General features: G+C 35.4%; 27 protein-coding genes. 8 read left to right on the top strand and 19 right to left on the bottom strand.

The features are described 5' to 3' along the window. Nucleotides 1-8: 8 nt before the first annotated feature. Complete coding sequence (locus BUR19_RS17445) at nucleotides 9-557, bottom strand: YqgE/AlgH family protein (protein WP_074236799.1); 549 nt, start codon at nucleotides 555-557, stop codon at nucleotides 9-11. 323 nt (nucleotides 558-880) lie between these two features. On the opposite strand from BUR19_RS17445, the gene pdxH reads away from it, so the two are divergent. Beyond that, nucleotides 881-1531, top strand: a complete 651-nt coding sequence (gene pdxH / locus BUR19_RS17440; RefSeq protein ID WP_074237036.1) for a pyridoxamine 5'-phosphate oxidase — start codon at nucleotides 881-883, stop codon at nucleotides 1529-1531. Between the two features lie 67 nt (nucleotides 1532-1598). Continuing rightward, complete coding sequence (locus tag BUR19_RS17435) at nucleotides 1599-2132, top strand: N-acetylmuramoyl-L-alanine amidase family protein (protein ID WP_083600818.1); 534 nt, start codon at nucleotides 1599-1601, stop codon at nucleotides 2130-2132. 51 nt (nucleotides 2133-2183) lie between these two features. Here the strand turns inward: BUR19_RS17435 and hisIE are convergent, their stop codons facing one another. The 15 genes from hisIE to BUR19_RS17360 form a co-directional block, all read right to left on the bottom strand. Next, nucleotides 2184-2771: a bifunctional phosphoribosyl-AMP cyclohydrolase/phosphoribosyl-ATP diphosphatase HisIE gene (gene hisIE, locus BUR19_RS17430; protein ID WP_074236797.1), complete on the bottom strand. Its 588-nt coding sequence runs from the start codon at nucleotides 2769-2771 to the stop codon at nucleotides 2184-2186. Beyond that, on the bottom strand, nucleotides 2768-3520 hold the full coding sequence (gene hisF / locus BUR19_RS17425; protein ID WP_074236796.1) for an imidazole glycerol phosphate synthase subunit HisF: 753 nt from the start codon (nucleotides 3518-3520) through the stop codon (nucleotides 2768-2770). The genes hisIE and hisF overlap by 4 nt, the downstream gene beginning before the upstream one ends. Next, entirely contained in the window at nucleotides 3520-4236 is a 717-nt protein-coding gene (hisA, locus tag BUR19_RS17420) for a 1-(5-phosphoribosyl)-5-[(5-phosphoribosylamino)methylideneamino]imidazole-4-carboxamide isomerase (RefSeq protein WP_074236795.1), read from the bottom strand. The genes hisF and hisA overlap by 1 nt, the downstream gene beginning before the upstream one ends. Nucleotides 4237-4398: 162 nt before the next feature. After that, the gene (gene hisH, locus BUR19_RS17415; protein WP_074237035.1) at nucleotides 4399-4980 is read right to left on the bottom strand and encodes an imidazole glycerol phosphate synthase subunit HisH; all 582 of its coding nucleotides are present in this window, start codon (nucleotides 4978-4980) and stop codon (nucleotides 4399-4401) included. A gap of 29 nt (nucleotides 4981-5009) precedes the next feature. Further along, the gene (gene hisB / locus BUR19_RS17410; RefSeq protein WP_074236794.1) at nucleotides 5010-6143 is read right to left on the bottom strand and encodes a bifunctional histidinol-phosphatase/imidazoleglycerol-phosphate dehydratase HisB; all 1134 of its coding nucleotides are present in this window, start codon (nucleotides 6141-6143) and stop codon (nucleotides 5010-5012) included. A 1-nt stretch (nucleotide 6144) separates the two neighbouring features. Next, nucleotides 6145-7176 (bottom strand): histidinol-phosphate transaminase, encoded by a 1032-nt coding sequence (gene hisC, locus BUR19_RS17405; RefSeq protein ID WP_074236793.1) that lies wholly within the window; start codon nucleotides 7174-7176, stop codon nucleotides 6145-6147. Beyond that, on the bottom strand, nucleotides 7166-8458 hold the full coding sequence (gene hisD, locus BUR19_RS17400) for a histidinol dehydrogenase (protein ID WP_074237034.1): 1293 nt from the start codon (nucleotides 8456-8458) through the stop codon (nucleotides 7166-7168). Before hisD ends, hisC begins: the two co-directional genes overlap by 11 nt. Beyond that, nucleotides 8458-9315, bottom strand: coding sequence for an ATP phosphoribosyltransferase (gene hisG / locus BUR19_RS17395; protein ID WP_083600827.1), 858 nt, complete (start codon nucleotides 9313-9315; stop codon nucleotides 8458-8460). Before hisG ends, hisD begins: the two co-directional genes overlap by 1 nt. A gap of 231 nt (nucleotides 9316-9546) precedes the next feature. After that, nucleotides 9547-10353 carry an aminotransferase class IV gene (locus BUR19_RS17390; RefSeq protein ID WP_074236790.1) on the bottom strand — a complete coding sequence of 269 codons (807 nt, stop codon included), beginning with the start codon at nucleotides 10351-10353 and terminating at the stop codon, nucleotides 9547-9549. Nucleotides 10354-10404: 51 nt separating this feature from the next. Next, nucleotides 10405-10791, bottom strand: coding sequence for an START-like domain-containing protein (locus BUR19_RS17385; RefSeq protein ID WP_074236789.1), 387 nt, complete (start codon nucleotides 10789-10791; stop codon nucleotides 10405-10407). A 412-nt stretch (nucleotides 10792-11203) separates the two neighbouring features. Beyond that, nucleotides 11204-12382, bottom strand: a complete 1179-nt coding sequence (locus BUR19_RS17380) for an aspartate aminotransferase family protein (protein ID WP_074236787.1) — start codon at nucleotides 12380-12382, stop codon at nucleotides 11204-11206. 260 nt (nucleotides 12383-12642) lie between these two features. Continuing rightward, nucleotides 12643-14388 carry an OstA-like protein gene (locus tag BUR19_RS17375; protein WP_074236785.1) on the bottom strand — a complete coding sequence of 582 codons (1746 nt, stop codon included), beginning with the start codon at nucleotides 14386-14388 and terminating at the stop codon, nucleotides 12643-12645. Beyond that, nucleotides 14388-14867 (bottom strand): Fur family transcriptional regulator, encoded by a 480-nt coding sequence (locus tag BUR19_RS17370; RefSeq protein ID WP_034976696.1) that lies wholly within the window; start codon nucleotides 14865-14867, stop codon nucleotides 14388-14390. The genes BUR19_RS17375 and BUR19_RS17370 overlap by 1 nt, the downstream gene beginning before the upstream one ends. A 28-nt stretch (nucleotides 14868-14895) precedes the next feature. Next, nucleotides 14896-16875 carry a KUP/HAK/KT family potassium transporter gene (locus BUR19_RS17365; RefSeq protein ID WP_074236783.1) on the bottom strand — a complete coding sequence of 660 codons (1980 nt, stop codon included), beginning with the start codon at nucleotides 16873-16875 and terminating at the stop codon, nucleotides 14896-14898. A 136-nt stretch (nucleotides 16876-17011) separates the two neighbouring features. Then, nucleotides 17012-17338 carry a hypothetical protein gene (locus tag BUR19_RS17360; protein WP_074237033.1) on the bottom strand — a complete coding sequence of 109 codons (327 nt, stop codon included), beginning with the start codon at nucleotides 17336-17338 and terminating at the stop codon, nucleotides 17012-17014. Between the two features lie 41 nt (nucleotides 17339-17379). On the opposite strand from BUR19_RS17360, the gene BUR19_RS19010 reads away from it, so the two are divergent. Both BUR19_RS19010 and BUR19_RS17355 read left to right on the top strand, forming a co-directional pair. Continuing rightward, nucleotides 17380-17553: a DUF5522 domain-containing protein gene (locus BUR19_RS19010; RefSeq protein ID WP_165569350.1), complete on the top strand. Its 174-nt coding sequence runs from the start codon at nucleotides 17380-17382 to the stop codon at nucleotides 17551-17553. Between the two features lie 7 nt (nucleotides 17554-17560). Then, a complete protein-coding gene (locus BUR19_RS17355; RefSeq protein WP_074236782.1) occupies nucleotides 17561-18094 on the top strand; it encodes a DUF4136 domain-containing protein in 534 nt (177 codons plus the stop codon). 66 nt (nucleotides 18095-18160) lie between these two features. Here BUR19_RS17355 and BUR19_RS17350 read toward each other — a convergent pair whose 3' ends face one another. The 3 genes from BUR19_RS17350 to BUR19_RS17340 form a co-directional block, all read right to left on the bottom strand. Next, a complete protein-coding gene (locus BUR19_RS17350; protein ID WP_074236780.1) occupies nucleotides 18161-19000 on the bottom strand; it encodes a restriction endonuclease in 840 nt (279 codons plus the stop codon). 185 nt (nucleotides 19001-19185) lie between these two features. After that, nucleotides 19186-20502 carry a sensor histidine kinase gene (locus tag BUR19_RS17345; protein ID WP_074236779.1) on the bottom strand — a complete coding sequence of 439 codons (1317 nt, stop codon included), beginning with the start codon at nucleotides 20500-20502 and terminating at the stop codon, nucleotides 19186-19188. A 38-nt stretch (nucleotides 20503-20540) separates the two neighbouring features. Further along, complete coding sequence (locus tag BUR19_RS17340; protein WP_074236778.1) at nucleotides 20541-21884, bottom strand: sigma-54-dependent transcriptional regulator; 1344 nt, start codon at nucleotides 21882-21884, stop codon at nucleotides 20541-20543. A gap of 318 nt (nucleotides 21885-22202) precedes the next feature. Between BUR19_RS17340 and BUR19_RS17335 the strand changes: the two genes are divergently transcribed. From BUR19_RS17335 to BUR19_RS17320, 4 genes are read left to right on the top strand one after another with little or no spacing between them, the layout of a single operon-like run. Further along, complete coding sequence (locus BUR19_RS17335) at nucleotides 22203-23444, top strand: efflux RND transporter periplasmic adaptor subunit (RefSeq protein ID WP_074236776.1); 1242 nt, start codon at nucleotides 22203-22205, stop codon at nucleotides 23442-23444. Nucleotides 23445-23463: 19 nt separating this feature from the next. Further along, nucleotides 23464-24240 (top strand): GIN domain-containing protein, encoded by a 777-nt coding sequence (locus BUR19_RS17330; RefSeq protein WP_074236774.1) that lies wholly within the window; start codon nucleotides 23464-23466, stop codon nucleotides 24238-24240. Between the two features lie 35 nt (nucleotides 24241-24275). After that, nucleotides 24276-25733, top strand: coding sequence for a DUF4932 domain-containing protein (locus tag BUR19_RS17325; RefSeq protein ID WP_074236773.1), 1458 nt, complete (start codon nucleotides 24276-24278; stop codon nucleotides 25731-25733). Nucleotides 25734-25754: 21 nt separating this feature from the next. Beyond that, the gene (locus BUR19_RS17320; RefSeq protein WP_074236772.1) at nucleotides 25755-26621 is read left to right on the top strand and encodes a pepsin/retropepsin-like aspartic protease family protein; all 867 of its coding nucleotides are present in this window, start codon (nucleotides 25755-25757) and stop codon (nucleotides 26619-26621) included. Nucleotides 26622-26631 lie beyond the last annotated feature (10 nt).

The following is a 26631-nucleotide window of genomic DNA, read 5'->3' as shown; positions in this document are numbered from 1 at the left end:
CCTGTTTTTTAATTCAGACTCACATCCTCCGGCGCATTAGCCCAAAGCAAAAATTCGCCACCCAGATTTTGCATAATATTTTTCCATAGATTCTGGTCATTCGGAAGTGTATAATCCAAATTGTAAACATCTACAATCGTCCACATCTTACGTTGGATTTCGCCTTCCAATTGCAATGGAGACCAACCAGAGTATCCCGAAAAAACTTTGATATCTTCAATATTTGTAGAACCATCAACAATTGACGAAACTACAGAATCAATATCTTCCGTAATGTAGAAGTCATCATTGATTTTCGAAAATTGCGCTGTAATTTTTTGACCTTTCAAGATAAAATAAGCCTTATCATTTTCCACCGGTCCGCCTTCATACAAATCCACTGGAAATCCGAAAATATTCAGCAGACGGGAACTCATATTTTTGTTCTTTTTGTTCAAAATCAGCCCAAAAGCACCATTCTCGTTATGCTCAATAATCAGCACCACAGAACGCGAAAATATATCGCCGGAAATATCAGGCGTTGAGATTAAAATTTTACCTTTGTACGAGTAATTCATCTATCAAATCTATAAAAAAATATTTTTTTGAAAAAGTAATTAGAGCGAAAATTAAGTTAAAATTATGTTGGATTGAATATTTTGGGCGCCTATTTCCGCCTTCCACTCCCTCTATTTTGCCATCGCTTTTCCATCCACAAAAAATGAGCTCCGTTCAAGTCGGGGCGCGCTTCGCAAAAAAGAAAAATTTGTCAAAGAATCCAACGTCAACATTTAATTTAGTTTTTCATTGATGAGCGAAGCGTCTTTGCGGCTCCTAAAATCAAAAATCTTTGCGAACTTTGCGTTTAAAAGATTCAATATTAAAATATCTCAATCATAAAATGAACAACGAAAACCTCCACGATAAAAGAAAAGTTTACGATAAATCCCAACTCATCGAAACCGCGATCAAAGAAAACCCCATCGAACAATTCCGCAACTGGTTTCTGGATGCCGAAGAAAATCCACAAGTTTCCGAAGCTAATGCAATGGCAATTTCCACCGTCGAAGAAGACGGATGCCCCAGAACTAGAATGGTTTTGCTAAAATCGTACAATTGGGAAGGCTTTGTTTTTTACACCAATTACGACAGCCGAAAAGGAAAATCGCTTGAGAGAACACAAAAGGCTTGTCTCAGCTTTTTCTGGCCAAGTCTGGAAAGACAAATCATCATCAAAGCCAATATTGAGCGAATTGCAGAAAATCTTAGCGACGGCTATTTTCATTCGAGACCAAAAGGAAGCCAGTTAGGCGCTGCAGTTTCACCTCAAAGTCAGGAAATTCCCAACCGAAATTTCCTAGAAAATAAATTGAAAGACCTCGAAAAAGAATTTGAAAACAAAGAAGTTCCAAGACCCGAAAACTGGGGTGGCTACATCGCAAAACCTTACGAAATAGAATTTTGGCAAGGTCGTCCAAACCGTCTTCACGATAGGATTATTTACTCGTTGACAAAAGATTTTGATTGGAAAATCTCCAGATTGGCGCCTTAAGTCTTAACATTTTTTATAAAAGCTTTAACTCAAATTTTGGTTAAATTTTTCGTTATTTGTTTTATTAATAACAATCAAAACAATTAATTATGAGGAATCTATTGAGAATTATCAGCGTAGTTGCGCTTGGAGTTTTGCTGTCTTTCAACATTTCAAGAGAAAAAAAGTAGTTGTCCTCAACATTGCCAAGAAAATAAAAGCCTTAAATCAAAATCAAAATCTCGAAATTGTATTGACAAGAGACGATGACAGCTTCCCAAAATTGACCGACAGAACGGGAAAAATCAATGAATTGAAGCCCGATTATGCAATTTCTCTGCACATCAACAATTCGCCAAGAGAAACCACAGATAGTAAAGGAGTGGAAGTTTTTCCTCAAGACAATGAAGTTTCAAAAAAGTTGGCAACCAAGTTTTCCGAAAAGTTTCAAAATTCTAAAATCAGAACTGGAAATCTGCACATTCTGAGAGAATCTAAAACGCCAACAATCCTATTGGAATTAGGTTTTATGAATAATCCAAACGAAAGAAATTATCTCGCCAGCGAAAAAGGACAAACCGAAACAGCAGAAAAAATATTGAAATTTATTGATGAGAATTAATTCAAATCAGAAAATTCAACCTAAAGAAAATCCAGCAACGGCTGGATTTTTTTATTTACTTCTGGATTTTAAAACTTTCTCAACATCTTCAATCGTAAAACCTTTAGCCTTCAGCAAAATCAAATAGTGATAAAGTAAATCCGAAGCTTCATTAAGGAAAAGTTCATCGTTGTTGTCTTTGGCTTCTATGACGAGTTCTACAGCTTCTTCACCCACTTTTTGAGCCACTTTGTTGATGCCTCTTTTGTAAAGTTCATTGGTGTACGATTTCGAATCGTCATTATCTATTTTTTTAGAAATAGTTTGCTGCAGTTCGTACAGAAACCCCTTGTCGGTTTCTTCTGCAAAGCAAGTCGTTGTTCCGTTGTGACAAGTTGGTCCGAAAGGTTTTGCTTTAATCAAAATCGTATCTTGGTCACAATCGATTTTCCAATCAACTAATTCAAGAAAGTTTCCAGAAGTTTCACCTTTTGTCCAAAGTCTGTTTTTGGAACGGGAGAAAAATGTGACTTTCTTTTCCAGCAGAGTTTTGTCGAGAGCTTCCTGATTCATATAACCGAGCATCAGAACTTTCAGATTGAGATAATCCTGAATGATGACGGGAACCAAGCCTGTATTGTTGTCAAATTTTATAGTCATCGTATGGGTAGATTTTTAGATTTTAAATAATTTTTAAGTTCCGGAATTCCGATTTCATTGAAATGAAAAATACTCGCCGCTAGAGCTCCAGTTGCTTTGGTTTCTGTGAAAATGTCTTCAAAATGTTGCATCGTTCCAGCACCACCCGAAGCAATTACAGGAATATTCACCAATTCCGAAAGCTGTTGGGTAATGTCGATAGCGAATCCGGATTTTGTTCCGTCTGTATTCATAGAGGTTAAGAGGATTTCGCCGGCGCCAAGATTTTCCACTTCTTTTGCCCAAGAAAACAATTCTTTATCAGTCCCTATTTTCCCGCCGTTGCTGAAAACTTTGTGTTGATTTTCTACAAATTTGGTGTCGATTGCCAAAACCATACATTGTGAACCAAAGCGTTTGGCAACTTCGGTAATCAAATTTGGATTGGACAACGCTGCCGAATTGATTGTAATTTTGTCCGCACCATTTTTCAAAAGTTCTTCCACATTTTCCAAAGCATTGATTCCGCCTCCAACCGTAAACGGAATATTGATGTGTTTCGCAATATCTCTCACCAACGGAATCAACGTTTTTCGACGTTCTTCGGTTGCAGAAATATCCAAAAAAACCAATTCATCTGCGCCTTGATGAGAATATTTGATGGCCATTTCCACAGGATTTCCGACTTCTTTCAAATCCAAAAAATTAACGCCTTTTACTGTTTCTCCGTTCTTGATGTCAAGACACGGAATGATTCTTTTTGCTAACATTAGAGAAATGGTTTTAAATCGTTGAACGTAATTCTGTTTTCATACAAAGCTTTCCCGATGATTGCGCCTTCGCAACCTAATGATTTTAATTGAACTAAATCATTAGTAGAAGTAATTCCACCCGAAGCAATCAATTTGATTTCAGGGTTTTGAGAAATTATTTTTTGATACAATTCGAAAGAAGGACCTTCCAACATTCCGTCTTTATCGATGTCTGTCGAGATAACATATTGGATTCCAGATTCCATTTTTTCTTTGATGAAATCATAAATATTGGTTTCGCTTTCTTCTAACCAACCAGAAACTGCAATTTTTTCTTTCCTTGCATCTGCTCCCAAAATAATTTTTTCTGCACCATATTTTTCTAAAGATTTTAAAAATAATTCAGGATTTTTGACAGCAATACTTCCCAAGGTCACTTGCTTTGCACCACTTTCAAAAGCGATTTTAATATCTTTTTCAGATTTTAAACCACCACCGAAATCGATGATTAGATTGGTTTCATTGGCAATCTGTTCTAAGATTTTATAATTGATGATTTGATTTTGTTTTGCACCATCCAAATCTACCAAATGCAGAAACTCGATTCCGTTGGCTTCAAAGTTTTTGGCAACGTCCAACACATTGGAACTATAAATCGTTTTCTGACTGTAATCGCCTTTGGAAAGCCGAACGCACTCTCCGTTGATGATGTCTATTGCTGGGATGATTTTCATTTTCTATTTTGATTTTTTATAAAATTCTAACCACAAAAGTCACAAAGATTTTTACTTTTTTAGTCATTCAAAAGTTCAAAAAAGGCATACGTGAAATTTTGTTCTCTTTTGAAAAGCATTATTTTTCAATCTTTCCTTTTGTATCTTTTGTGGTTGAAATAGTCATAATTTTAAAAAGTTATCTAATATTTTGCTTCCTAAAATTCCACTTTTCTCAGGATGAAACTGAACGCCGAAAAAGTTGTCTTCCTGCAAAGCAGTACTGTAAGCTTCGGAATAATCTGTGGTCGCAATCGTGTTTTTGTTTTTCGCAACATAGTAACTGTGAACAAGATACGTATAGGTCTGCTCCTGAATTCCTTTGAACAAATCCGATTTCAAATCGTAAATCTGATTCCAGCCAATCTGCGGAGCCAAAACCGAATCCGGAAATTTTGTAACTGAAACGTCGAAAATTCCCAAAGCTTTCGTATCGCCTTCTTCCGAATCTTTGCAAAGCAATTGCATCCCGAGACAAATTCCTAAAAGTGGTTGTTTCAGTTTCGGAATTAGCAAGTCGAGCTGAGTTTCCCGCAAAGAATTCATCGCAAAAGACGCTTCGCCAACACCCGGAAAAATGACTTTGTCCGCACTGGAAATTTCATCTGGATTACTCGTGAGTTTCGCCGAAAATCCTAATCTTTCAATTGCAAACAGCAGACTTTGCACATTTCCAGCCTTGTAATCTATAATCACTGTTTTCATAATTAATAATTCATCATTATAATTAACAATTAAAGCGTTCCTTTTGTAGATGGTAAAATCATTTTTTCCGAATCTCGTTTTACAGCGAACTTCAGACATTTTGCGAACGCCTTGAAAATCGATTCTATCTTGTGATGCTCATTGTTGCCTTCCGCTTTGATATTGAGGTTTGCTCTGGCCGAATCGGAGAAGGATTTGAAGAAATGAAAGAACATTTCGGTGGGCATTTTCCCAATCATTTCACGTTTGAAATCGGCTTCCCAAACAATCCAATTTCGTCCTCCAAAATCCAATGCAACCTGTGCCAGACAATCGTCCATAGGCAAAACAAAAGCATAACGTTCGATTCCCAATTTGTTTCCTAAAGCTTGATAAAAAGCTTCTCCGAGGGCAATTCCGGTGTCTTCAATCGTGTGATGTTCGTCCACTTCCAAATCGCCATCGACGTTAATTTCCAAATCCATTTGACCGTGTTTCGCAATCTGGTCGAGCATATGATTGAAAAACGGAATTCCTGTTTCGATGTTGGATTTTCCGGTTCCATCGAGGTTTAGGTTGATTTTGATTTTGGTTTCGTTGGTATTTCTGATAATTTCGGAAGTTCTGTTTTCGAGTTTTAGGAATTCGTATATTTCTTTCCAGGAAGTAGTTTTTAAACCAATTACGTTTTCTAAATCATCGTTCTCTAAAATCTCATCGGCACCAAGATTCTCATTAGTATTAATAAAAATTGCTTTTGAATTGAGGTTTTTTGCCAACTTCACATCGGTAATTCTGTCGCCGATGACGAAGGAGTTTTCTAGGTCGTAAATTTCTTTATTAAAATATTTGGTCAAAAGTCCGGTGTTAGGTTTTCTGGTTGACGCATTGTCTTTGGCGAATGTTTTATCAATGAAAATATCTTCGAACTTGATGTCTTGACTTTCAAATGTTTCGATAATGAAATTCTGAATCGTCCAAAAGTTTTCTTCGGGATGAGAATCTGTTCCCAAACCATCCTGATTCGTCACAATTACCAATTCGTAATCCAGTTCTTTGGCAATTTTTGAAAGATAAGTGAAAACTTGCGGATAGAATTTTAGTTTTTGAAAAGAATCAACTTGATAGTCTTCTGGCTCAAGAACCAAAGTGCCGTCTCTATCTATAAATAATAATTTTTTCATTTTAAATAATTGATTTTAAGGTTTCTATTAATTTCAAATTTTCTTCAGGAGAACCAACTGTAACTCTTAGGCAGTTTTTGATAACTGAATTTCGGTTTCTGACAATCACATTCTCTTCGACTAATTTTTGATAAATCAAATCTGCATTTTCAACTTCTATTAAAATGAAATTGGCGTCTGAAGGAAATATTTTCTTAACCAATTTCAATTCTTTTAAACTTTGAATCAGAAGCTTTTTCTCATTTAAAATCAGTTTGATATCATCTTGAACGAGTCTGATATTTTCGTCATTCAAAGCATTTAGAACTTCATTTTGATTGAGTTGGCTGATGTTATAAGGTGGTTTTGTCTTATTGTAAAATTTGATAATTTCTTCCGATGCGTAAGCAATTCCAACCCGCACAGAAGCCATTCCCCAAGCTTTGCTGAAGGTTTGACTGACAATCAGATTCGGATATTTTTTAATTTTATTTTTGAAACTTTCTTCCGGACTGAAATCAATGTAAGCTTCATCGATAAAGATAATTCCGTTAAAATTTTCTAGAATGTATTCTATATTTTGAATGGAATTTCCTGTCGGATTATTTGGCGAACAGATGAAGATAATTTTTAGATTTTCGTCATTTAGATAAGGTTTAAAAGTTTCCAAATTGATTTGAAAATTGTTATTCAAATCAAGATTGATTAATTCTACGTCATTAATATTGGCCGAAACTTCATACATTCCATAAGTTGGCGAAAACGTCAAAACCTTATCTTCTCCAGGCTCACAAAATATTCTGAAAGCTAAGTCAATCACTTCATCGCTTCCGTTTCCTAAGAAAATATTGTCAGCAGAAATCTGATTAATTACACTCAATTTTTGCTTAATTCTCTTTTGATATGGGTCGGGATAACGGTTCAATACTCCGAAAGGATTTTCGTTGGCATCCAGAAAAATGCCGTTCTCACCTTCAAATTCATCTCTTGCGGAAGAATATGGTTTGAGATTCAGAATGTTTTTTCTGACCAATTTTTGAATATCAATTTTCATTTTCTAAATATTTTAATCTGACAGAAACTGCATTTTTGTGAGCCATTAATTCTTCTGCTTCCGCCATTAGTTCGATGGTTTTTCCGATGTTTTTAATTCCGTTCTTCGTGATATTTTGGAATGTGATTTTCTTCACAAAACTATCCAGAGAAACGCCACTATAATTTTTCGCAAAACCGTTTGTTGGCAAAGTGTGATTGGTTCCGGAAGCGTAATCGCCTGCACTTTCCGGACTGTAATTTCCTAGAAAAACTGAACCTGCGTTTATAATTTTATCAGTAAAATTTTCAGCATTTTCGATTGACAAAATCAAATGTTCAGGCGCATAAAAATTAGAAAAATCAATGGCTTCATCAATAGAATTGAGCAAAATTGATTTGCTGTTTTGCAATGCGATTTTAGCAATTTCGTTACGCGGTAATTCTTTTAGTTGTCTTTCGATTTCAATATTAATTTCATTAATTACTCTTTCAGAATTACTCAATAAAATAACTTGGGAATCTATTCCGTGTTCGGCTTGAGAAAGTAAATCCGACGCTACAAACTCAGGAATTGAACTTTCATCTGCAATGACTAAAACTTCACTTGGACCAGCTGGAATGTCTATGGCAATATTATAATTAAGAGCCAATTGTTTCGCAAAAGTCACGTATTGATTTCCTGGTCCGAAAATCTTATCAACTTTCGGAATGGTTTCTGTTCCAAATGTCAGACCTGCAATCGCTTGGCTTCCACCGACTTTGAAAATGTTTTTAATTCCAACCAAGTCAGCGGTGAACAAAATCGCTGGATTGATTTTTCCATCTTTATCTGGAGGCGAACAAAGCGCAATATTTTTACAACCTGCGATGTTTGCGGGAATTCCCAACATCAAAACTGTTGAAAACAAAGGCGCAGTTCCTCCAGGAATGTAAATTCCGATGTTTTCAATCGCCCGATTTTCTCGCCAACAAAAAACACCTTCCGTTGTTTCAATGATTTTTTTTTCTTCTTGTTGAGAAGTATGGAATTTTCGGATATTTTCGGAAGCAGTTTTTATCACTGATTTTAATTCACCGGAAACTAAATTTTTCGCTTCATCGGTTTCTGATTGTGAAACTTTGAAGTCATTTAAAATAACGTCGTCAAATTTTTCTGTGAAGATTTTCAACGCTTTATTGCCATTAATTTTAACTTCATCAAAAATAGATTTCACTTGCTCAGAAAGATTTTCCTGATTTTGCAAAGGCCTTTCGCAAAGTGATTTCCAGTCTTTGATATTTGGACATTTGTACTGCTTCATCATAATATCATTTTTTCGATTTCTAATACTAAAATTCCCTGAGCGCCTTCATTTTTTAATTTCTCTATGACTTCCCAAAATTGGTCTTCTTTAATCACGGAGTGGATGGATGACCAGCCACTTTCTGCCAGTGGAAGAATAGTCGGTGATTTCATTCCTGGTAAAATGTTGATGATTTTTTCTAAATTTTCATTTGGTGCATTCAGAAGAATATATTTGCTTTCAGAAGCTTCTTTTACAGCGTTGATTCGGAACAATAGTTTTTTGAGAATGCCTTTCTTCTCGTCAGACAAATCATTGTTGGAAACCAAAATTGCTTCACTTTCTACAACTGTTTCTACTTCTTTCAAACCGTTGGTGAGTAGAGTAGAACCAGTGCTGATGATGTCGAAAATCGCATCGGAAAGCCCAATTCCAGGCGCAATTTCTACGCTTCCACCAATCTTTTCAATTTGTGCGTTGATATTTTTTTCTTGAAAATAATTCGAAAGAATCTCAGGATAAGACGTCGCAATCTTTTTGCCTTCGAAATATTGAATTCCGTTATAACTTTCTTCTTTCGGAATCGCCAAAGACAATCTGCATTGTGCAAATCCTAATTTCTGAATGGTTTCGATTTGTTTTTTCTGTTCCAGAACTTCATTCAGACCAAGAATTCCAATGTCAGCAACGCCTTGTTCCACGTATTGCGGAATATCATCATCGCGAAGGAAAAGGATTTCCAAAGGAAAATTGGAAGAAACGGCTTTCAGTTTTCGTGTGCCGTTGGAAATTTTGATTCCGCATTCTTCGAGGAGTTTGAGAGACTTTTCGCTCAGTCGTCCGCTTTTTTGTAAGGCTAATTTCAGTTTACTCATTTTAGATTTTGACATAAGTCCGAGTAAACGACAGGAGAATTTTTGGAATAAAAAAAACCGACTGATTACTCAGACGGTTTATATTTTTAGAAGTTATGACATATCACTACCTTCCCGTCTGCGCGAGGAAATGGTGATGATGATGCATAAATTGTGTAGTCATTTTGATATTTTGATGAAGCAAATGTATAGAACTTATTTTAATTAAATCTAACTTTTCATTAAAATTAACTAAATAAAATTCTCGGCCCATTTCTGAACCATCTCAGAAAACCTAGTGTTTTCAAAGGTTTTATTCCTGATTTTGGAAACAGAATGCACGCCTTTTTCGTCAGAAATTCTTAAAATCTCTTCCGCCTTTTGAGATTCGAAAGCAATGATTTCCGCTTCTTCTATCTCAGCCAGTTTATTTTTATGGATGAAAGTGACGAAGTTTTCCATCAAAGGAGAAATATAAGCGCCTTCCGTCTGTTTAGGGATTTTAATCACATTATCCTGCAAAAATAAAAGATTTCCAAAGATACTTCTTGCGATTTTTTTATTTGGATTAAGGAGAATTACATCGTCCAAATCATTTTCCTTAGCGTAAATCTGAGCATAAATATTTTCCGGAGAATGAACTCGAATATTACTCAAAAGATTAGCGTTCACATTGATTTCCTTAATCAAATCCAATTCGATATTGCCTTTAATGTCCAGAATATCTTCAGACTCTTCAATCTCAAAAAAGAAAGCCGTTTCAGATTTTGATAATGGTTTTTCGTCTTGGATTCTGTAAGCCATCAGTTGGACAATCCCGTTCCGGATGCCTTTGTCCAAAACTTCTCTCTGGAAAAGTTCCTGAAAAAATTCCAAAGTATAAGTCAACGGGATATTCAATCTCATTTTTCTCATTGATGCCATCAGGAAAAAATAAGATTCTTCTGCCATTATGAGATTTCCGTTTCGGATGAAAAATGAAACCCAAACCGAATCTCCAAAAAGAAAAGAACGGTTCAGCAATTGTAAATTGTCTTGTGTATAAACTATCTTCTGCATTGTTGTGTACAAAAAAATAATGAACGATAAAAAATCGTTCATCCATTTATTTTAAGCGGCGCCTAATTTTATCTGTAGATTTTCTATCAGGTTTTCCCAATAGAGTTTGTTTTCTTCTTCATCACCATCCTCGCAGAAGTCAGTAATATTAAGAGAAAGGTCATCAGTAATTTCGTCGATAACAATAGAAAGCTCGAAGAAATATTTAGTTCCCTCGTCCTCTTCCCAACGGAATCTCACAAAACTTTCTGGCTTATAACGGATAAGTGTCGCTCTCTCAGCAGGACCACCGCCCCAGCTGAAAAAGAAATCGTCACCACGCTCTACAACGTCGTCTGCAAACCATTCTGATAATCCTTCTGCACTTGCCAAATACTCATACAATATCTCCGAGAGACAATGCATATTGTATTCATACTGCACTTTCGTTTTCGCCATATTCTAATTCTAATTGTGGCGCAATATATAAATTAATTTCTTATTTCCAAATCAAAATGTCTATGGAAATACAAATTTTTTATAGAAATAATGTATGATTTTTATTAGCTGATTGGATACAGTTGATGAACACTAATTTTTACAATTTTTTGACTCCATTTACCTTGAAAATTTGGGCAGCTTAATCCGCCTTCCACTCCCAATCTTTTCACTCCACTACGTTGCGTAAAAAGGATTTCCGCTCAAGTCGGGCTGCATATTCAGCGTAGAAACAACAGTTATCCTAAAAAACAATTTTGTCATTCCGTAGGAAACCTAACGAAGTGGTTCGACGAAGTCAATCTAAACTTCACTGTCGAGATTCCTACGGAATGACAAACGGGATATTAAAGTAGAATGTTGAGAGAAAAATTTACTCCACTTGATTCAAAGCTTCCAGAATAATTTCACAGCCTTTTCTGATTTCATCTTCCGATATAGTCAGTGGAGGAGAGATTCTCATATATTCGTTTCTGTAAAGTTGCCAAAAAACTATCAATCCTTTTTCCATGCATTTGGAAGCAACTCTTAATGTATATTCTGGAGAACCGAGATTCACCGCCAGCATCAAACCTTTTCCGTTCACATTTTTGATTTTCGGATGAACTAATAACTCTCGGAAGAGTTTTTCTTTTTTATCTGTTTCGTTCATCAATCCACTTTCCAAAACTTCTTTCAAAGTAGCGTGCGAAGCGGCTGCAATCAAAGGATTTCCTCCAAAGGTTGTAATATGACCCAATTTTGGCGAATGTGAAAGGCTTGTCATAATTTCTCTAGAACTCATAAAAGCACCAACCGGAACGCCACCGCCCATTCCTTTTCCCATAACAAGAATGTCAGGAACAATCCCAAAATGTTCAAAGGCAAACAACTTTCCGGTTCTTCCAAACCCCGGCTGAATCTCGTCCAGAATCAACAAGGCACCAACTTCTTCACAACGTTTTTTCAGATTGATGAAATAATTATCTTTCGGAGTTATGAATCCTGCGGCTCCTTGAATCGTTTCTACAATTACACAAGCTGTTTTATCGGTGATTTTATCAAAGTCATTTTCATTATTGAATTCGATGAAATTGACCATTGGCAACAACGGACGGAATTCTCTTTTGTGAACCTCATTTCCTGCAACAGAAAGTGCCCCGTGTGTATTTCCGTGATAAGCATCTTTGAAGGCGATGATTTCTTCTCTTCCAGTATAACGTTTAGCCAATTTCAAACTGCCGTCAATCGCCTCTGCTCCAGAATTTACAAGATAAGTCACTTCCAAAGGTTCAGGTGTTGCTTCTGCCAAAAGTCTGCAAAGTTCCACCGGTTTCTCCTGCGCATATTCGCCGTAAACCATTACGTGCAGATATTTATCCGCCTGTTCTTTGATAGCGTTCACCACCTTCGGATGAGAATGTCCCAGTGTGTTGGCAGAAACGCCGGCTACAAAATCCAGATAGGCGATTCCGTTTTTTCCGTAGATGTAACTTCCCTCTGCTTTTTCCACTTCGAAACCTGCGGCGTAAGGTGTTGTCTGGGCTTGGTATTTAAAGAAATCTTGTTTCATTGATGAGATAGATGTTAGAAATTAGATTTTAGAAATTAGATTCTCCAATCGTATTTTGGGGATTTTGAACTTTTAAATTGTTGCAAAGTTCGGGAATTTTGGGTTTCGATTCTATGAAAAGACCAAATTTCTGACTTGGCGAAGCGCGCCCCGACTTGAACGGAGCTCATTTTTTGTAGCTGGAAAAGCGAAGGCAAAAATAGCGGGAGTGGAAGGCGGATTAAGGCGCCCAAATTTCTACTCCAATCATTAACTGATTTTTACTTCTTAACCCGTATTGGCGTCTTTGGTTTATTCTTTTCTTCCTGTTTTTTCCGTTCGGCTTCAGCTAGGTTGAAGAGAGTGTTGTCGGACTCGTAGACTATCTCGGGATAATTTGGTGTTTCAAGGAAAATGTCGCTCCATTTTTGTGGACGGTCTTTGGTATTCCAATTGAAATCTTTGAAAAAACGTTCTTCTTTTGAGATTTGGCTCATCGGATAAGTGTCGTTATTTGCACCAATATTGCAGGAAACAATTTCCAGTCGGCGCTCCAAAAACTCTGCTGTAATCTCGCCACAAGTGGACAACATTACACCAATTCTTTTTATTTGTTTTGTTTTTTTATCCTCGTCATCCGCATAAGTAATAGCTTGCGCATTGCCTACCGCTTTTGCACTGTCTATCGCGTTGTTGTTGAGGTAGACAATCATATTCTTGCTTTTGATTTGATTGAATTCATCTTTCAAATTCAAAGAATCTGCTTTGCTTATAGCGAAGGCATTGCCTAAAACTCTGATGGAATCTGTAATTTCTTTTTCGGGATTGCTGTAAACACGGATTTCGTCTCCGGTAACTTGTTTTACGCCCATCCAAAGAATTGGTTTTCTCATCAGGTGCATTTCGCCATCGGTTTCATTAAAGCTTAATGAATCTCCTCGACCTTGCATATTGGTTTTGAAAATTCTTACTTTTCTATAAGCTCGCAAATAGCTTTTTTTCTTCAGTGCGTTGGCCGAATCCGGTCTTTGAAATGTAATGAATTTCTCTGCAGAAAAATAGGCCGAATCTTTACTAAGAATCTTTACAGCATAAGGTTTGTCCGTAACCATTGCAGAGTCTTTCTTTTCATAGATTTCTCCATAGCCACCTTTGATAAAACGTTTTTGCTGAGGGTCGTCCAACGTTACATTGCCTGTTCCTTTGCCGAAGCCCGTATTTCTGTTAAAGTATAATTTGTCTCCAGTAAGAATTTTTCCATTGTTATGGATTCTGGAATTTTTGTTGAGGAAAGATTCGCCTGTTTTAGAATTATGAGTTCCAAGTTCTGTATAGACATAGTTGGCGTAATTTTCCTTACTTCTAATGGTTGTTGGTCCGGTAAAATCGGAAACGCCTGTATTTTGATTGGTTTTAATATTATCGCTTACGATAGTGTATTTATCAGTTTCGATATTAGAACGACCAATGAAATCTATCATTTTTGAATTGAGATAATAGGTCGCCGATTTGGTATACATCACACTTCCATCATTACTATAAATTGTTCCGCCCGTATTGAAATAGGCCGTGTTTGGGATTTTATCGTAATAAAGCGTTTCTGTTTTGATGGTTTGTTTAGGGTCTGTGAGAACTACATTTTTGCGGGCAATTCCACGTTGGGTATTACCGTCGTATTCCATTTCTGCAGCGGTAATTCGGTTTCCATCGGCAGTTGTAAGAACCACGTTTCCGATGGCTTTCAGAAAATTTTCTTTTTCATACCAAATAACTTCATCTGCAGAAAGTACAGAACCTTGATGTTCAAATACTACGCTTCCGGAGAAGACTTTGTTACCATCATATTTATCCTTGCTCACTCCGAAAGTATCCGAATGTTTGTTGATGACTTTCTTGGAAGGCTCTGTCTGAGAAGTAGGTTTTTTAAAAAAATCATCTTTTACCAAGCCTGTATTTTGAGCAGGTGCAATCTGTCCAAATATCTTGATAATGATAAAAAATAGAACGACAAAAAAGGATTTCTTCATTAATTTTCAGACTTCTTGTGTCCGTAGAAGTACAAAGAGTGCGTATCAATACTTACGCCAAATGCTTTTTCTATTGAGTCTTTGATGCCTTGGATTCTTGGGTCGCAGAACTCTATAATCTCTGCAATTTCTTTATCAGAATCTTCTTTATAAATGACCAAATGGTCGTGCTGCTTATCAAAATAAGACTTCTCATAAGAAGATGTGCTCAATGTTTTTTCTCCGAATTGGTGTTTTCTAATCAAGCCTGCATCCAAGAAAATCTCGATAGTATTATAAATCGTTGCCTTGCTTACGTGGTATTTTTTCTGCATCATCAGCAGATAAAGGTCATCCACGTTGAAGTGGTGCTCCATATTGTAAATCTCCTCAAGAATAGTATATCTCTCAGGCGTATTGCGGAAGCCTTTATCCATAAGATATTGTCTAAGGACGTCTTTTATAGTTGCGATATTCAACTCTTTTTGTTTCGTATCCATAGTACAAAAATAAAGAATTTTTTCGGGATTATTCGAAATGCTTGTGTTCGACTTTTTCTATTCTCTCGATTTTGATTTTCTGGTCAAGAAGCGGCGCCGATTCTACCACAACATTATGACTTGCAACGCCATAAGCTGTGAAGTCGTTACTGCCAAGTTTCTTCACAAAATTATAAATATTAAGAATGATTTTATCTCTAATTGTAAGAAGGAAATCATTGATATAAACATTATCGATAATCACAAACTTCAAATCAGGCGGAATGTTATGTGCTCTCAAAGAGGGATGTGAACTTCGTGAAGGAATCGTTCCTTCTTCCATCATTTCTGCTAAAATCTGCTGGAAATAATCGTTGATTCTTCTGTCTCTTTTGAAACCCAATAAGAAACTGATTTTATAAATTGTGCCCGGCAAAACCTCTTCCACATTGTATTTGAAACTGTATGGGTCTTCCTGATTCACAATATTCAAAATAAAATAATGATCCGCTCTTTTAGGTTGTGCTCTAATTATGGAATAAATGATTTTTGATTCCACTTCATCTTCTCTTTTTGCTCGGCTGATGAATGCAAGGTTTGTAGCGTATTTCGGAATTGTTTCATCCAGTTTCATATCCTTGATGGTGGAAACATATTTGTCCAGTTTCACAAATTTGATAAAAGTTGTTTTAATGATTCTTCCGTTGTACCAAGCGTACATACAGATGCCGATGAAACCAGCCAGAAGAACAGACATCCAACCACCATCAAAGAATTTGATAATGTTGGCGCTGAAAAATCCACCTTCGATGACTAAATAAATTAATGCAAAAAATGCAATAAAAATCTTTTTCGTTCGGGTTTTTAGGAACCAGAAAATCAAAAGTATCGTTGTCATCAGCATCGTGACAGTAATCGAAAGTCCGTATGCCGCCTCCATTTTACTCGATTCTTTGAAGTACATCACGACGATGAAGCAAAGTATTAACAATCCCCAATTGATTTTTGGAATATACATTTGACCTTTGATTCCCGAAGGATACTCGATTTCCTGATTCGGCCAAAAGTTGAGCGACATTGCTTCTGAAAACATTGTGAAAGCACCGGTAATAACAGCCTGACTTGCAATGATTGCAGCCATTGTCGCTAATACTACCGCAGGAATAATGAACAATTCCGGCATAATTCCGAAGAAAGGATTTTTCCCTTGGAACACTTCATTATAATTGTTAAGAAGCCAAGCACCTTGACCTAAGTAATTAAGAATCAACATTGCTTTTACAAAAATCCAACTCACTCGGATGTTTTTAATTCCACAATGTCCAAGGTCAGAGTATAATGCTTCTGCTCCCGTTGTACAAAGGAAAACTGCACCGAGAATTACAATCGCACTTGGAGAATTATAAATTAATTTTACAGCATAATAAGGATTGAATGCGTTTAAAACAGTTGGATGTTCTATCAATTGAACAAAACCAAAACCACCAAGAACCAGAAACCAAAGTACCATAATTGGTCCGAAAAACTTTCCAATAAAACTGGTTCCAAATTGCTGAACAAAGAAAATGATGATTAAAATAACCAAAGTAATTGGAACCACAGGCGGTTTGTGCATCACCAATTCCAAACCTTCGATTGCCGAAATTACAGTCATAGAAGGCGTGATGATACTATCTGCAACCAAAGTTGCTGCACCAATTATCGCAACAGCATAAAGCCATTTTTTCTTGAACCGTTTGACGAGAGAGTAAAGAGAAAGAATCCCTCCTTCGCCTTTATTATCAGCTTTTAGAGCAATGATAACGTATTTTATGGTCGTTTGTAAAGTCAGAGTCCAGATGATACAAGACAATGCACCTTCTATATATTCCTCAGAAATGATTCCGCCGGCTTTTCCTGCATTGATAATGGCTTTCATCACGTACAACGGCGAGGTTCCGATGTCTCCGAAAACAATTCCTAATGAAACCAAAACGCCCACTGCGGACAGTTTTTTGAGGTCAAAATGACCGCTGCTATCTTGCGACATAATAAAGTCTTATTGTAAAAATAATTCTGCAAATTTAGATTATTTTACAGATTGAGAAATTTTTTTGATGAAAATGTAATATTGGAGTAGGGGATTTACATTAATTCGCATCAAGACAGAAGCTTAGATTATAGTTTTAGAGATAATTAATAAAACTCCAAAATTTTCTTTTCTGCAGATAATCAAGGTTTTGATCGTTATCATAGGCTTCTCTTTCGAAACTGATATTACGGTAGGCAAGATGAGGATTTTTGTACTTCAGATATTTGAGATAATATTCTGAAAGATACCAAATGTAAAACGGAATAATTAACAATTCCGTTTGTTGTCGGATATGAATTTTTTCATGATTGATTAAGACTTTGTTTTGCCTGTATTCTTTTTTTCTCAGCAATATAAACGGGAACAATGTAATCCCCGAAATTTTAGTATTTTTGAGTAATCTTTGACAAACAATAATTATCATCAATCAAAGATAAAAATTTTGGTACAGTTTTTTAACTTATGAAACTAAATGACATCAAAGAAAATGAAGACTTTTATTATAACGAACAAGGTTATAAAGTTTTTACAGAAAAGTTCCATTTGAAACGTGGTTATTGCTGTAAAAGCGGATGTAGACACTGCCCGTACGGTTATGATAAAAAGACGGATACTTTTATTAAAAAATCTAAATAATATAATTATGAAAAAATATTTCTTCATATTACTAGCTGCGGTTTCTTTGGGAGTGACTTCTTGTAGTCCTTTCCAAGTAAAATCTGATTATTCTGCCACTGCAAATTTTGCGAATTACAAAACTTACTTGCTTAGAACAGATGATTTGAAACTGAATGACCTTGACAAAGACAGAGTTTTGAACGAGTTATCAAAACAATTGCAAGCTAAAGCTTTAACTTCCGGACAAAATCCAGATTTGATTATCAATGTAAAAGCATCTCACAAAAAAGTTCAGGACATTACCACTTCCTACGGCGGAGGCTGGGGTTGGGGAAGACCTTGGGGCTGGGGCGGCGGTTTCGGTATGGGAAATACCTGGACCAACAACTATAACAGCGGAACGATTGTGATTGACATTATTGATGCTAAAACTCAAAAATTGGTTTGGCAGGGTGCGGGAAGCGGAATTTCTGTAGATTCTCCAAGGTCAAAACAAAAACAAATTCCGCAGGTTGTGGCTGAGATAATGGCCAATTATCCACCGCAAAAAGGGAAATAGTTTTCAGACTAGAAGATTATAGACTGATAGATTATAGAATTTAACCGCAGAATTTCTGCGGTTTTTTTATTCTGATATTTTTGTGTTCATCAATTCTTTAGTTTCTTTCAGAACTTCTGATTTTTTTTCTTGATTGAGTTCTAAAACATTCAACAAATTCTGATTGTTGAATAATTCCTTTACCAAAACACATTTGTTCTCCAGCAATTTCTGTTTTTGTTTTCCGTCCAAAGTCGTAAGACAAGTAATAGGGTACAATGCATTTTGGTCAACCAAACTTTTGATGTTTTTATCTTTTGGATAATCCCAAGACAGCAATCTCAAACCATAATATTCTGAGAAAGCCACAGAATCCTTAGTGAAATAAGTATTCGTGATCAGCCAACCGTCTGTAAATTCAGTTTTGGTTCCGAAAAGATTGTACTGGATATTAGAAATGTCCTTGATTCTTGACAAAACGTACATCGGCGTCGTGACAGAGATTTTCGTGTCTTCCGCATTTCGGAATTTACATTCTACCCAATAAGTTTTGTTATCTTTCTTGGCAATAACGTCCGCTTCGTGCGTCACAGAATGTCCTTTTATCAATTGCCCTGTTTCGGTCTTGTAGCCAATATTTTGAAATACTCGAGAAATCCATTGCTCAAAATAAAATCCCGCAGGACCCAATTCCAACAAAGCTTTTTTCAAACTGTATCTTGCCGCGACAGAATTCGAGATTTTCTTTAATTCTTCAAATGCCATTCTGTACAGTTCGCCGGTTGTGATGCCTTCAAAACATTTTGGTAAGACTGTTTCCAGAACTCTTTTCACAGATTGTTCGCCTGCTCCCGAATTCCGGAGTGAGCTTTCCAATTTCGAGATTTCAAACTCTACCGTTTCCCCAGCGTTATTCTTGATTTTCATAATTTATATTTTGAATTTTATCGCAAAGGCGCAAAATACTTTGAATTTAATAAATATGTTAAAAGTCGCAAAGTTTCCAATATGAATTTTATTGAAGATAAAATCTTTGCGTCTTTTAAACTTAGTATTTAATAAATTTTTGTGCCTTTGCGATAATTTTTTTCGAATCTAAAGTCTTTTTTCTTTTATTCCACAAACCAAATCTCAAACCTACTTCCCTGCTCCAAAGGTTTATAATTCAGATAACCTTTATGGGCTTCGATAATACTTTTGCTGAGTGTCAATCCAATTCCGGAACCGTTGCTTCTCGTTGTAAAAAATGGAAGAAAAATCTTGTCCTGAATTTCCTTTGAGATTCCAATTCCATTGTCTTCTACACTTAAAATAATTCGTTTGTTTTGAGTTTTGATCTCGGTTTTTATTGTTCTTCCAACATTATCAGAAACGGCGTAAATTGCGTTGAGATAAAGATTGATCAAACATCTTTCAATCATTTTTTCATCAGCTGAAATCATATGGTTTTCCAATGAATTGATAATTGTAATATGTTTTTTCTCAAATTCAGGTTTCAGGAAATTAAGTGCGGATTCTACAATATTGGTTAAAGAAATTGTTTTGAAAACAGGCTTCGGAAGTTCTGCGACTTGTCTATAATCATCTACAAAATTCAGTAATTGTTTTGATTTTGAATTGATGATCATCAGACTTTCCTTCATATCCTGTTGATCTTCTTTTTCGATAACATCTTGATTTGCGATATATTCCAGGTTCTGAATTAAGCTATTGACAGGTGTTAATGTATTCAAAAGTTCGTGTGAAATCACTTTCATCAGATTGTTCCAAGCCAGTTTTTCTTTTTGTTCGATAATTTTCTGGACCGATTCTAAGCTGATGATGCAAAACTGATTTTTTACATTCTGAACTTTTTTTGTCCTTAATGAAAACGATTGTTTTGTATTTTCATTAATCGAAATATCAAAGAATTCCTGAGAATTTTCATAATTCGTTTGTTCAATGATTTTATAAAATTCTGTCGTTTTATTTTCATAAAGATTCCAGGAATTATACTTCGGAATTTCTAAAATTTCAAGAAAAACAGGATTCACATAAAACACTTCCCAATCTTCATTTTTCTTTGACAAAATCATCAATCCGATTTCTAATTGATTGAGGATTTCTTCATACAATAGTTTGTAAGAAGAAAGCGAAAGATGTTCCTCTTTGCTTTGATAATATAGTTTTACAGCATTGTCTAACAAACTATTTTCTTCCGTTTTTGGAAACAATGAGAAATCTTTTTTCTGAATCGCCAAAAGCAATTTTTCTGTTTGCTGAATGTACGACAAAGCTGAGGTCTGTGCAAGAACGATACAGACCAAACTCACCAATGAAAATAAGATACAGTTGATCCATTTGTTTTGAGAATAAAAATCAAATGCAAAAATTCCGTTGACAATCGCCAGCAGAATAAAAATCAACCAAACATAACGACTCGAATTCATTAATTAAATATATAAAAATCCATCAACCAACAACCAAACTACAGTTCGAATTTCTCCATTCTTCGATATAATGCCGCTCTAGACAATCCCAAATCTTCCGCAGCCAAAGAAATATTTCCGCGGTGTTTTTTCAAGGCTTTTTTAATCAGAATTTCTTCCATTTCTTCGATGTTGAGGTTTACGATGATGTTTTCGGATTCTTCATCTTGAGGCATCAGCAATTTAAGATTTTTTTCGTTGGAAAGAATGATGCTTCTTTCAATACAATGGTCGAGTTCGCGAATGTTTCCTGGCCAGGAATAATGTGTTAATTCTGAAATTAAAACTTCATTTAAAAACAAATCAGGTTTGTGATATTTCTGTTTATATTTTTCTAAAAAATAATCAGCTAAATTTGAAATATCTTCAATCCGTTCTCTCAAACTTGGAATATTTAATTCAACCGTGTTGATTCTATAATATAGATCTTTTCGGAAACGATTTTCAGCAACAGCTTTTTTAAGATTCTCGTTGGTTGCAAAAATAAACCTTACGTCCAACAATCTTTCTTTACTTTCTCCAATTCTGGATAGTTTTCTATTTTGAATTAAACTCAATAATTTAGTTTGAAGAAGAAGTGGAAGGTTCCCGATTTCGTCGAGGAAAACCGTTCCATTTTCGGCATTCTCAATTTTTCCGGCATAGTCCTGATGTGCATCGGTAAACGCTCCTTTTTTATAGCCGAATAATTCAGATTCAAAAAGATTTTCCGAAAGGCTTCCCAAATCAATATGAACAAAAGGCTGGTTTTTCCGTTCTGATAACTCGTGAATATGTTCCGCCAAAACATATTTTCCGGTTCCATTTTCACCCAAAAGCAAAACATTGGCGTCAGTCGGAGCAACTCTTTCAATTTGGTCCATCACTTCCTGCATCGCTGGAGATTTGGTTTCCAACTGATATTGATTGGTTTTGATGCTGACATTTTCCCATTGATTCAGCTTTTTATTTTTTCGGGAAATATCGACCGCGAGATTCACGGAAGCATATAACTTTTCATTATTCCAAGGTTTAAGGATAAAATCGGAAGCGCCATTTTTCAACGCTTCAACAGCTAATTCAACTTCGCCGTAAGCGGTCATCAGAATAATCGGAAGTTGAGGTTCCAGTGTTTTGATTTCATTCATCCAATACAAACCGTCTTGTCCATTTTCAAAGCCTTTTCGAAAATTCATATCGAGAAGAACCGTGTCAACTTGTTGTTCCGATAAAAATTTAAGAATATTTTTAGGCTGACTAAGACAGCTGACTTCCGTAAAAAACTTCTTGAGCCAGACTCTTGCCGAGAACAGGATATCCTCGTCATCATCCACAATTAAAATATGAGCTTCTTTTTTTCGCATTAAAATTTAAATTTTGGCTAAAGCCTTTTTGTTTTGTCCACTTTTTAAATGGGCTTTAGCCCATTTCTATTGATATTAATATTGTTGCTAATTTTTTTAAGCATTAATTTTATTTGTTTCAACCTAAAATAAAATCATTTATCAATTATAATTCATCATTTATATTTATCTGTCCGTTTTCGTACAAAAAGTGTCCGATAATGAACAGTTTTAAAATTAATAAAATTATATTTAATCACATTTACAAAGAGTTACAAGATTATAAAATTGTGGCACTTGCCTTGTGTAATTATCTGTAAGTAAAACAGTTATCTAAATATGGATACGAAAATAGTAAAAAAGAAATCTAAACTAAAATTTGTTTTGATCATCATCGCGTCTGCAGTGGCAGTTTCGGTTTTTGGATGGTATTTTCTCAATCAGAAAAAAACATATAATGTAAAATCGGAAGATATCACGATTGATGAAGTGACGAATGGAAAATTCGAAGATATGTTGATGGTAACTGCACAGACGCAATCTCTTAATTCTTCTCTTGTGAATGTTTTGGAAGGTGGCGCGGTAAAAGAAATTTTTGCGGAGGACGGACAAATGCTGACAAAAGGACAACCTATTGCAAGAGTTTACAATCCCAATACAGAATTTAATTATCTGAATCAGGAAACGGGAATTATGCAGCAGATCAGCCAGATGAGAAGTTCACTTTTAGAATTAAAAAATCAGGAATTCAGTCAGGATAAGGAATTGTTGCAGTCTCAGAATGATTATAATACGGCGTTACAATCTTTCAATCTTCAGAAAAGATTGTACGATGCGGAAATCGGAAAGAAAACCGATTATGACATCAGTCTTCAGAATTTGAATTATCAAAAACAGAGAAAGCAAATTGTTGAAAATGGCGCTAAAAATGAAAAGGTTTCCAGAAATTCTCAGTTTTCAGCCATCAATAATTCCATTAATCAAATGGAGAAAAGCTTGAATATCCTTCGTTCCAACAAAAATAATTTCCTGATAATGTCGCCTGTCTCTGGAAGATTGTCATCATTCAATATTTCATTAGGACAAAATCTGACAACGGGCGAAAGCATTGGGAAAGTCGATTTGATGGGTGGTTACAAACTTATTGCGAAAGTTGACGAATATTATATCAATAAATTGACTGTCGGAATCAAAGGAAGTCTTGACAATAATGGAAAAGAATACGAAGTCATCATCAGCAAAATTCTTCCGGAAGTGAAAGACGGACAGTTTTCTGTGGAATTGAATTTCATTGATGCAAAAATTTCAACCCTGAAAATCGGAATGACTTTCGGCGTGAAACTGAAATTGTCTGCCGATACGCAAAGTATGATGATTCCGAAAGGGAATTTCTACAAAGACACGAACGGAAAATGGATTTTCGTAGTGAAAAATAACAAAGCTGAAAAGCGAAACATCAGTCTGGGAAGAGAAAATCCTCTTTATTATGAAGTGGTTTCCGGATTGAAGCAAGGTGAATCTGTGATTACTTCAGATTATTCTGAATTGAAAAAATATGAAATCTTAGACATTCAAAAATAAACTCAAAAAATTAAATATAATGCAAAAACTATTATTACTCTTAATAACAATGATTGTCGGACTTTTTGTGTCCTCGGCAACATTGAAAGGAAATGATTTTTCGAATGGGATTCAGAAATCAGAAACAAAGACTTTTAATTTGGGTTCATTCAATGCTGTGAAAACTTCCCAGGCGATTGAAGTGGAAATTGTAAAGTCAGACGAAGAAAAAGCGGTTGCGACAAGCACGCATTTGTCAGAGCTTAAAATCGAAGTGAAAAATAAAACGCTTTATATCCAATACAAACCTAATGTTTCGCTTCAGAATGCCGATACAAAAGTGGTTGTTTACGCAAAAGACCTTGTAAAAGCAGAAGCCGGAAATGCCTCTTCTATAAAAGTAAAAAGTGTTTTTGAAACTGCTGAACAAACTTTTGAAAGCAATGGAAGTGGTAAAATCTACGCCGATTCAAAAGCTTCGGTTGTTAATATCAATACTGGTAGTGCAGGTGGATTTTCGGGAAAAATCAATACAAAAAATCTGAACGTTGATGCTAATTCTGCAAGTTCGGTAAAAATCAGCGGTTCCGCTGATAATGCAAAAATCAATGTGGATAGTGCAAGTTCTGTGGATGCCAAAAATATGAATATTCAAACTGCAAAAGCAACTGCAAGTGCAACATCGTCGATAACTTTGAGTGTTTCAAAAGAATTAACCGCTTCTGCAAGTTCTTTAGCTAAAATCAGATATAAAACATTGTCAGGAATTAAATTTTCTGCGAGCAGAAGTTCCGGAGGAACAATCGATTCAATTTAAAATAATAAACGATAAACCTAGAAAACTCAGATTAAATGAAGACCTTAAAGATGATTAATAAAAGCATTTTGACTTTGATGATGTTTTTATTGGCGGCAAATCTGAAATCTCAATCAAAAGTGGATGTGGAATTCAGTCCCAATATCGCGACTTATTCGATCGTCGAATATCTGGTAGCGAAACATCAGGGAAGGCTTTTCTATATCGACGGAAAAACGGATATCAGTTATCTTCCGTTAGCAGATTTGGCGAACAGGGAAATGGAAAAATATGATAATTCGAAAATCATCAAAGCGATGCAGGATTATCTGCAGGTTGCCGGCCAGCAGCAAGATTTGACTTATCAGGTTTTACTGAAGCACAATATTTTTCCGGCAAAAGGTTATGCTTACCAGATTGAGGAAAATGATAATGCAAAGAAAGAAGCTGTGAAAAAATTCGCAGAACAATTGAGAGAATTTTACGTCGAGAGAAAGCTAGGTGCATTCTTCAAATCCCAAAGTTATTTTATAGAAGGTGCGAAAAACGAAGTCAAAAAAAACATTCCTACTGGCTATATGGCGGAGATGGAAAAATATTATGGACAGAAATTTCTGGCTTACAGATTTTACGTGAATCCATTTGATGTTTTGCCTTACAGCGAGGTTTTCTGGCACGGCAACGGACCAATGTTTAAGTCGGATAAAGGACAAATTGCGAATATGATCAGCAGTGCTTATGTTCCATTAAAAAAGAAAAATAATATCAAAGATTACACAGAATTTGGATTCAATCATCCGGAAACGACCAACTTTTTAATAACACACGAGTTTGGTCATTCGTTTGTCAATCAATATTTGGGGCAATATGAAGACAGTATTAACAAGAGCAATAATCTGATGTCCGAGGCTTTTATCGATAAAATGGATGGACAAGGTTATTCTTATTGGCCGTCTTGTGTCGGCGAACATATCGTTAGATCAGGCGAAATCAGAATTGCTTTGGCGAATGGAAATCCTGAATTGGCAGAGAAATTAAGGCAGCAACATATCAAGGAAAATTATTTTGTTTTGATTCCGGACTTTGAAAAGAAAATGAAAGAATATGAAAACAACAGAGCAAAATATAAAACTTTCAAGGATTTTGTGCCTGAGTTGTTAACTGTTTTAGACAAAACCAGTGTCGAAAAAGTGAGAACAAAATTGGGTTTATCTAATGTAAAATACGAAGTGAATTTAACGGTAAATGTTCCCGAAAACAGTGGTGATGTTTATATTACAGGTAATCAGTCAAGCATCGGGAATTGGAATCCTAACGTCATTAAACTTAATAAAACAGGTGAAACAACCAGACAAATTACATTCAAAACTTATCCTGATTTGAAATTCAAATTAACCAAAGGAAGCTGGGAAACAGAAGGAAAAATCGACGGAATCGAAGAAGGGAAAGACGTTTCTTTGTCACTGGATAAAAATACAAGTGTGAATCACACGGTGAAAAACTGGAAACAATAATTAAACAATCAATAAACTAAAATGCAAAATCGATTATTGTTTTTAATCACAGTCATTATAGGTCTTTTTGTTAAAGGGCAAAGTATTGATTTTAAATGGGAAAAAGATTCTATTAATGGGAAATTAGTTGATAAAATCGCAATGAGCGTGCCTTTCACTATCGAAAACAAAACGTATCGGTTTCAATTTGATTTAGGTGCTAATATGACTTTAATCTATGAAAAATGTTTTGAAAAAACAGAGCTTATTAAGAATAAGAAAGTAGATGAAGCAATGGAAGCAGCTGGACACAAAGTTTTCACTGTTGATCATCAGAATTTCAGTGTTGGAAAATTAAAAATTGAGAATTATAAACTTAACGGGCTTTTGAACTTCGAACAGGAGGAAGCTTGCGGTGTTGTAGGAGCAGATTTGTTTCAAAATAAATATCTGATTATTGATTTTCCTAACCAAAAAATAACTGTAAGTGAACAATTAAAAACCACTAAAAAAATTGATTTTGTTGACATCAAAATTATCAATAAAAAACCGATTCTTCCTTTAGAGATTGATGGTAAAGTCTATCATTTTCAGTATGATACGGGCGCAAGTATTTTTCCGATGGTTTCTTATAAAAAGAATTTTCAAAACTTAATTGATTCATCCAAAATTATTGAAAACTTTAATATCAGAAATTTTAACAATCCTCTGGTTGTAAAAGCAATAGAAACCAATAAAAATGTGATCATCGGAAAATCGGCATTCAGTACCAAAGAGTTTTGGTTTACAGACGAAGATTACTTTTCCTTTGAACAACAGGGGCTCGACGGAGTAATGGGAAATGTTTTTTTCCTCGATAAAACAATAGTCATTGACTTTAAAAATAAAAAATTCGGAATTATAATTTAAAAAAATATAC

This window comes from Epilithonimonas zeae, from assembly GCF_900141765.1.
GTDB classification, from domain to species: Bacteria; Bacteroidota; Bacteroidia; order Flavobacteriales; family Weeksellaceae; genus Epilithonimonas; species Epilithonimonas zeae.
This window is presented reverse-complemented; position numbering and strand designations above follow the sequence as displayed.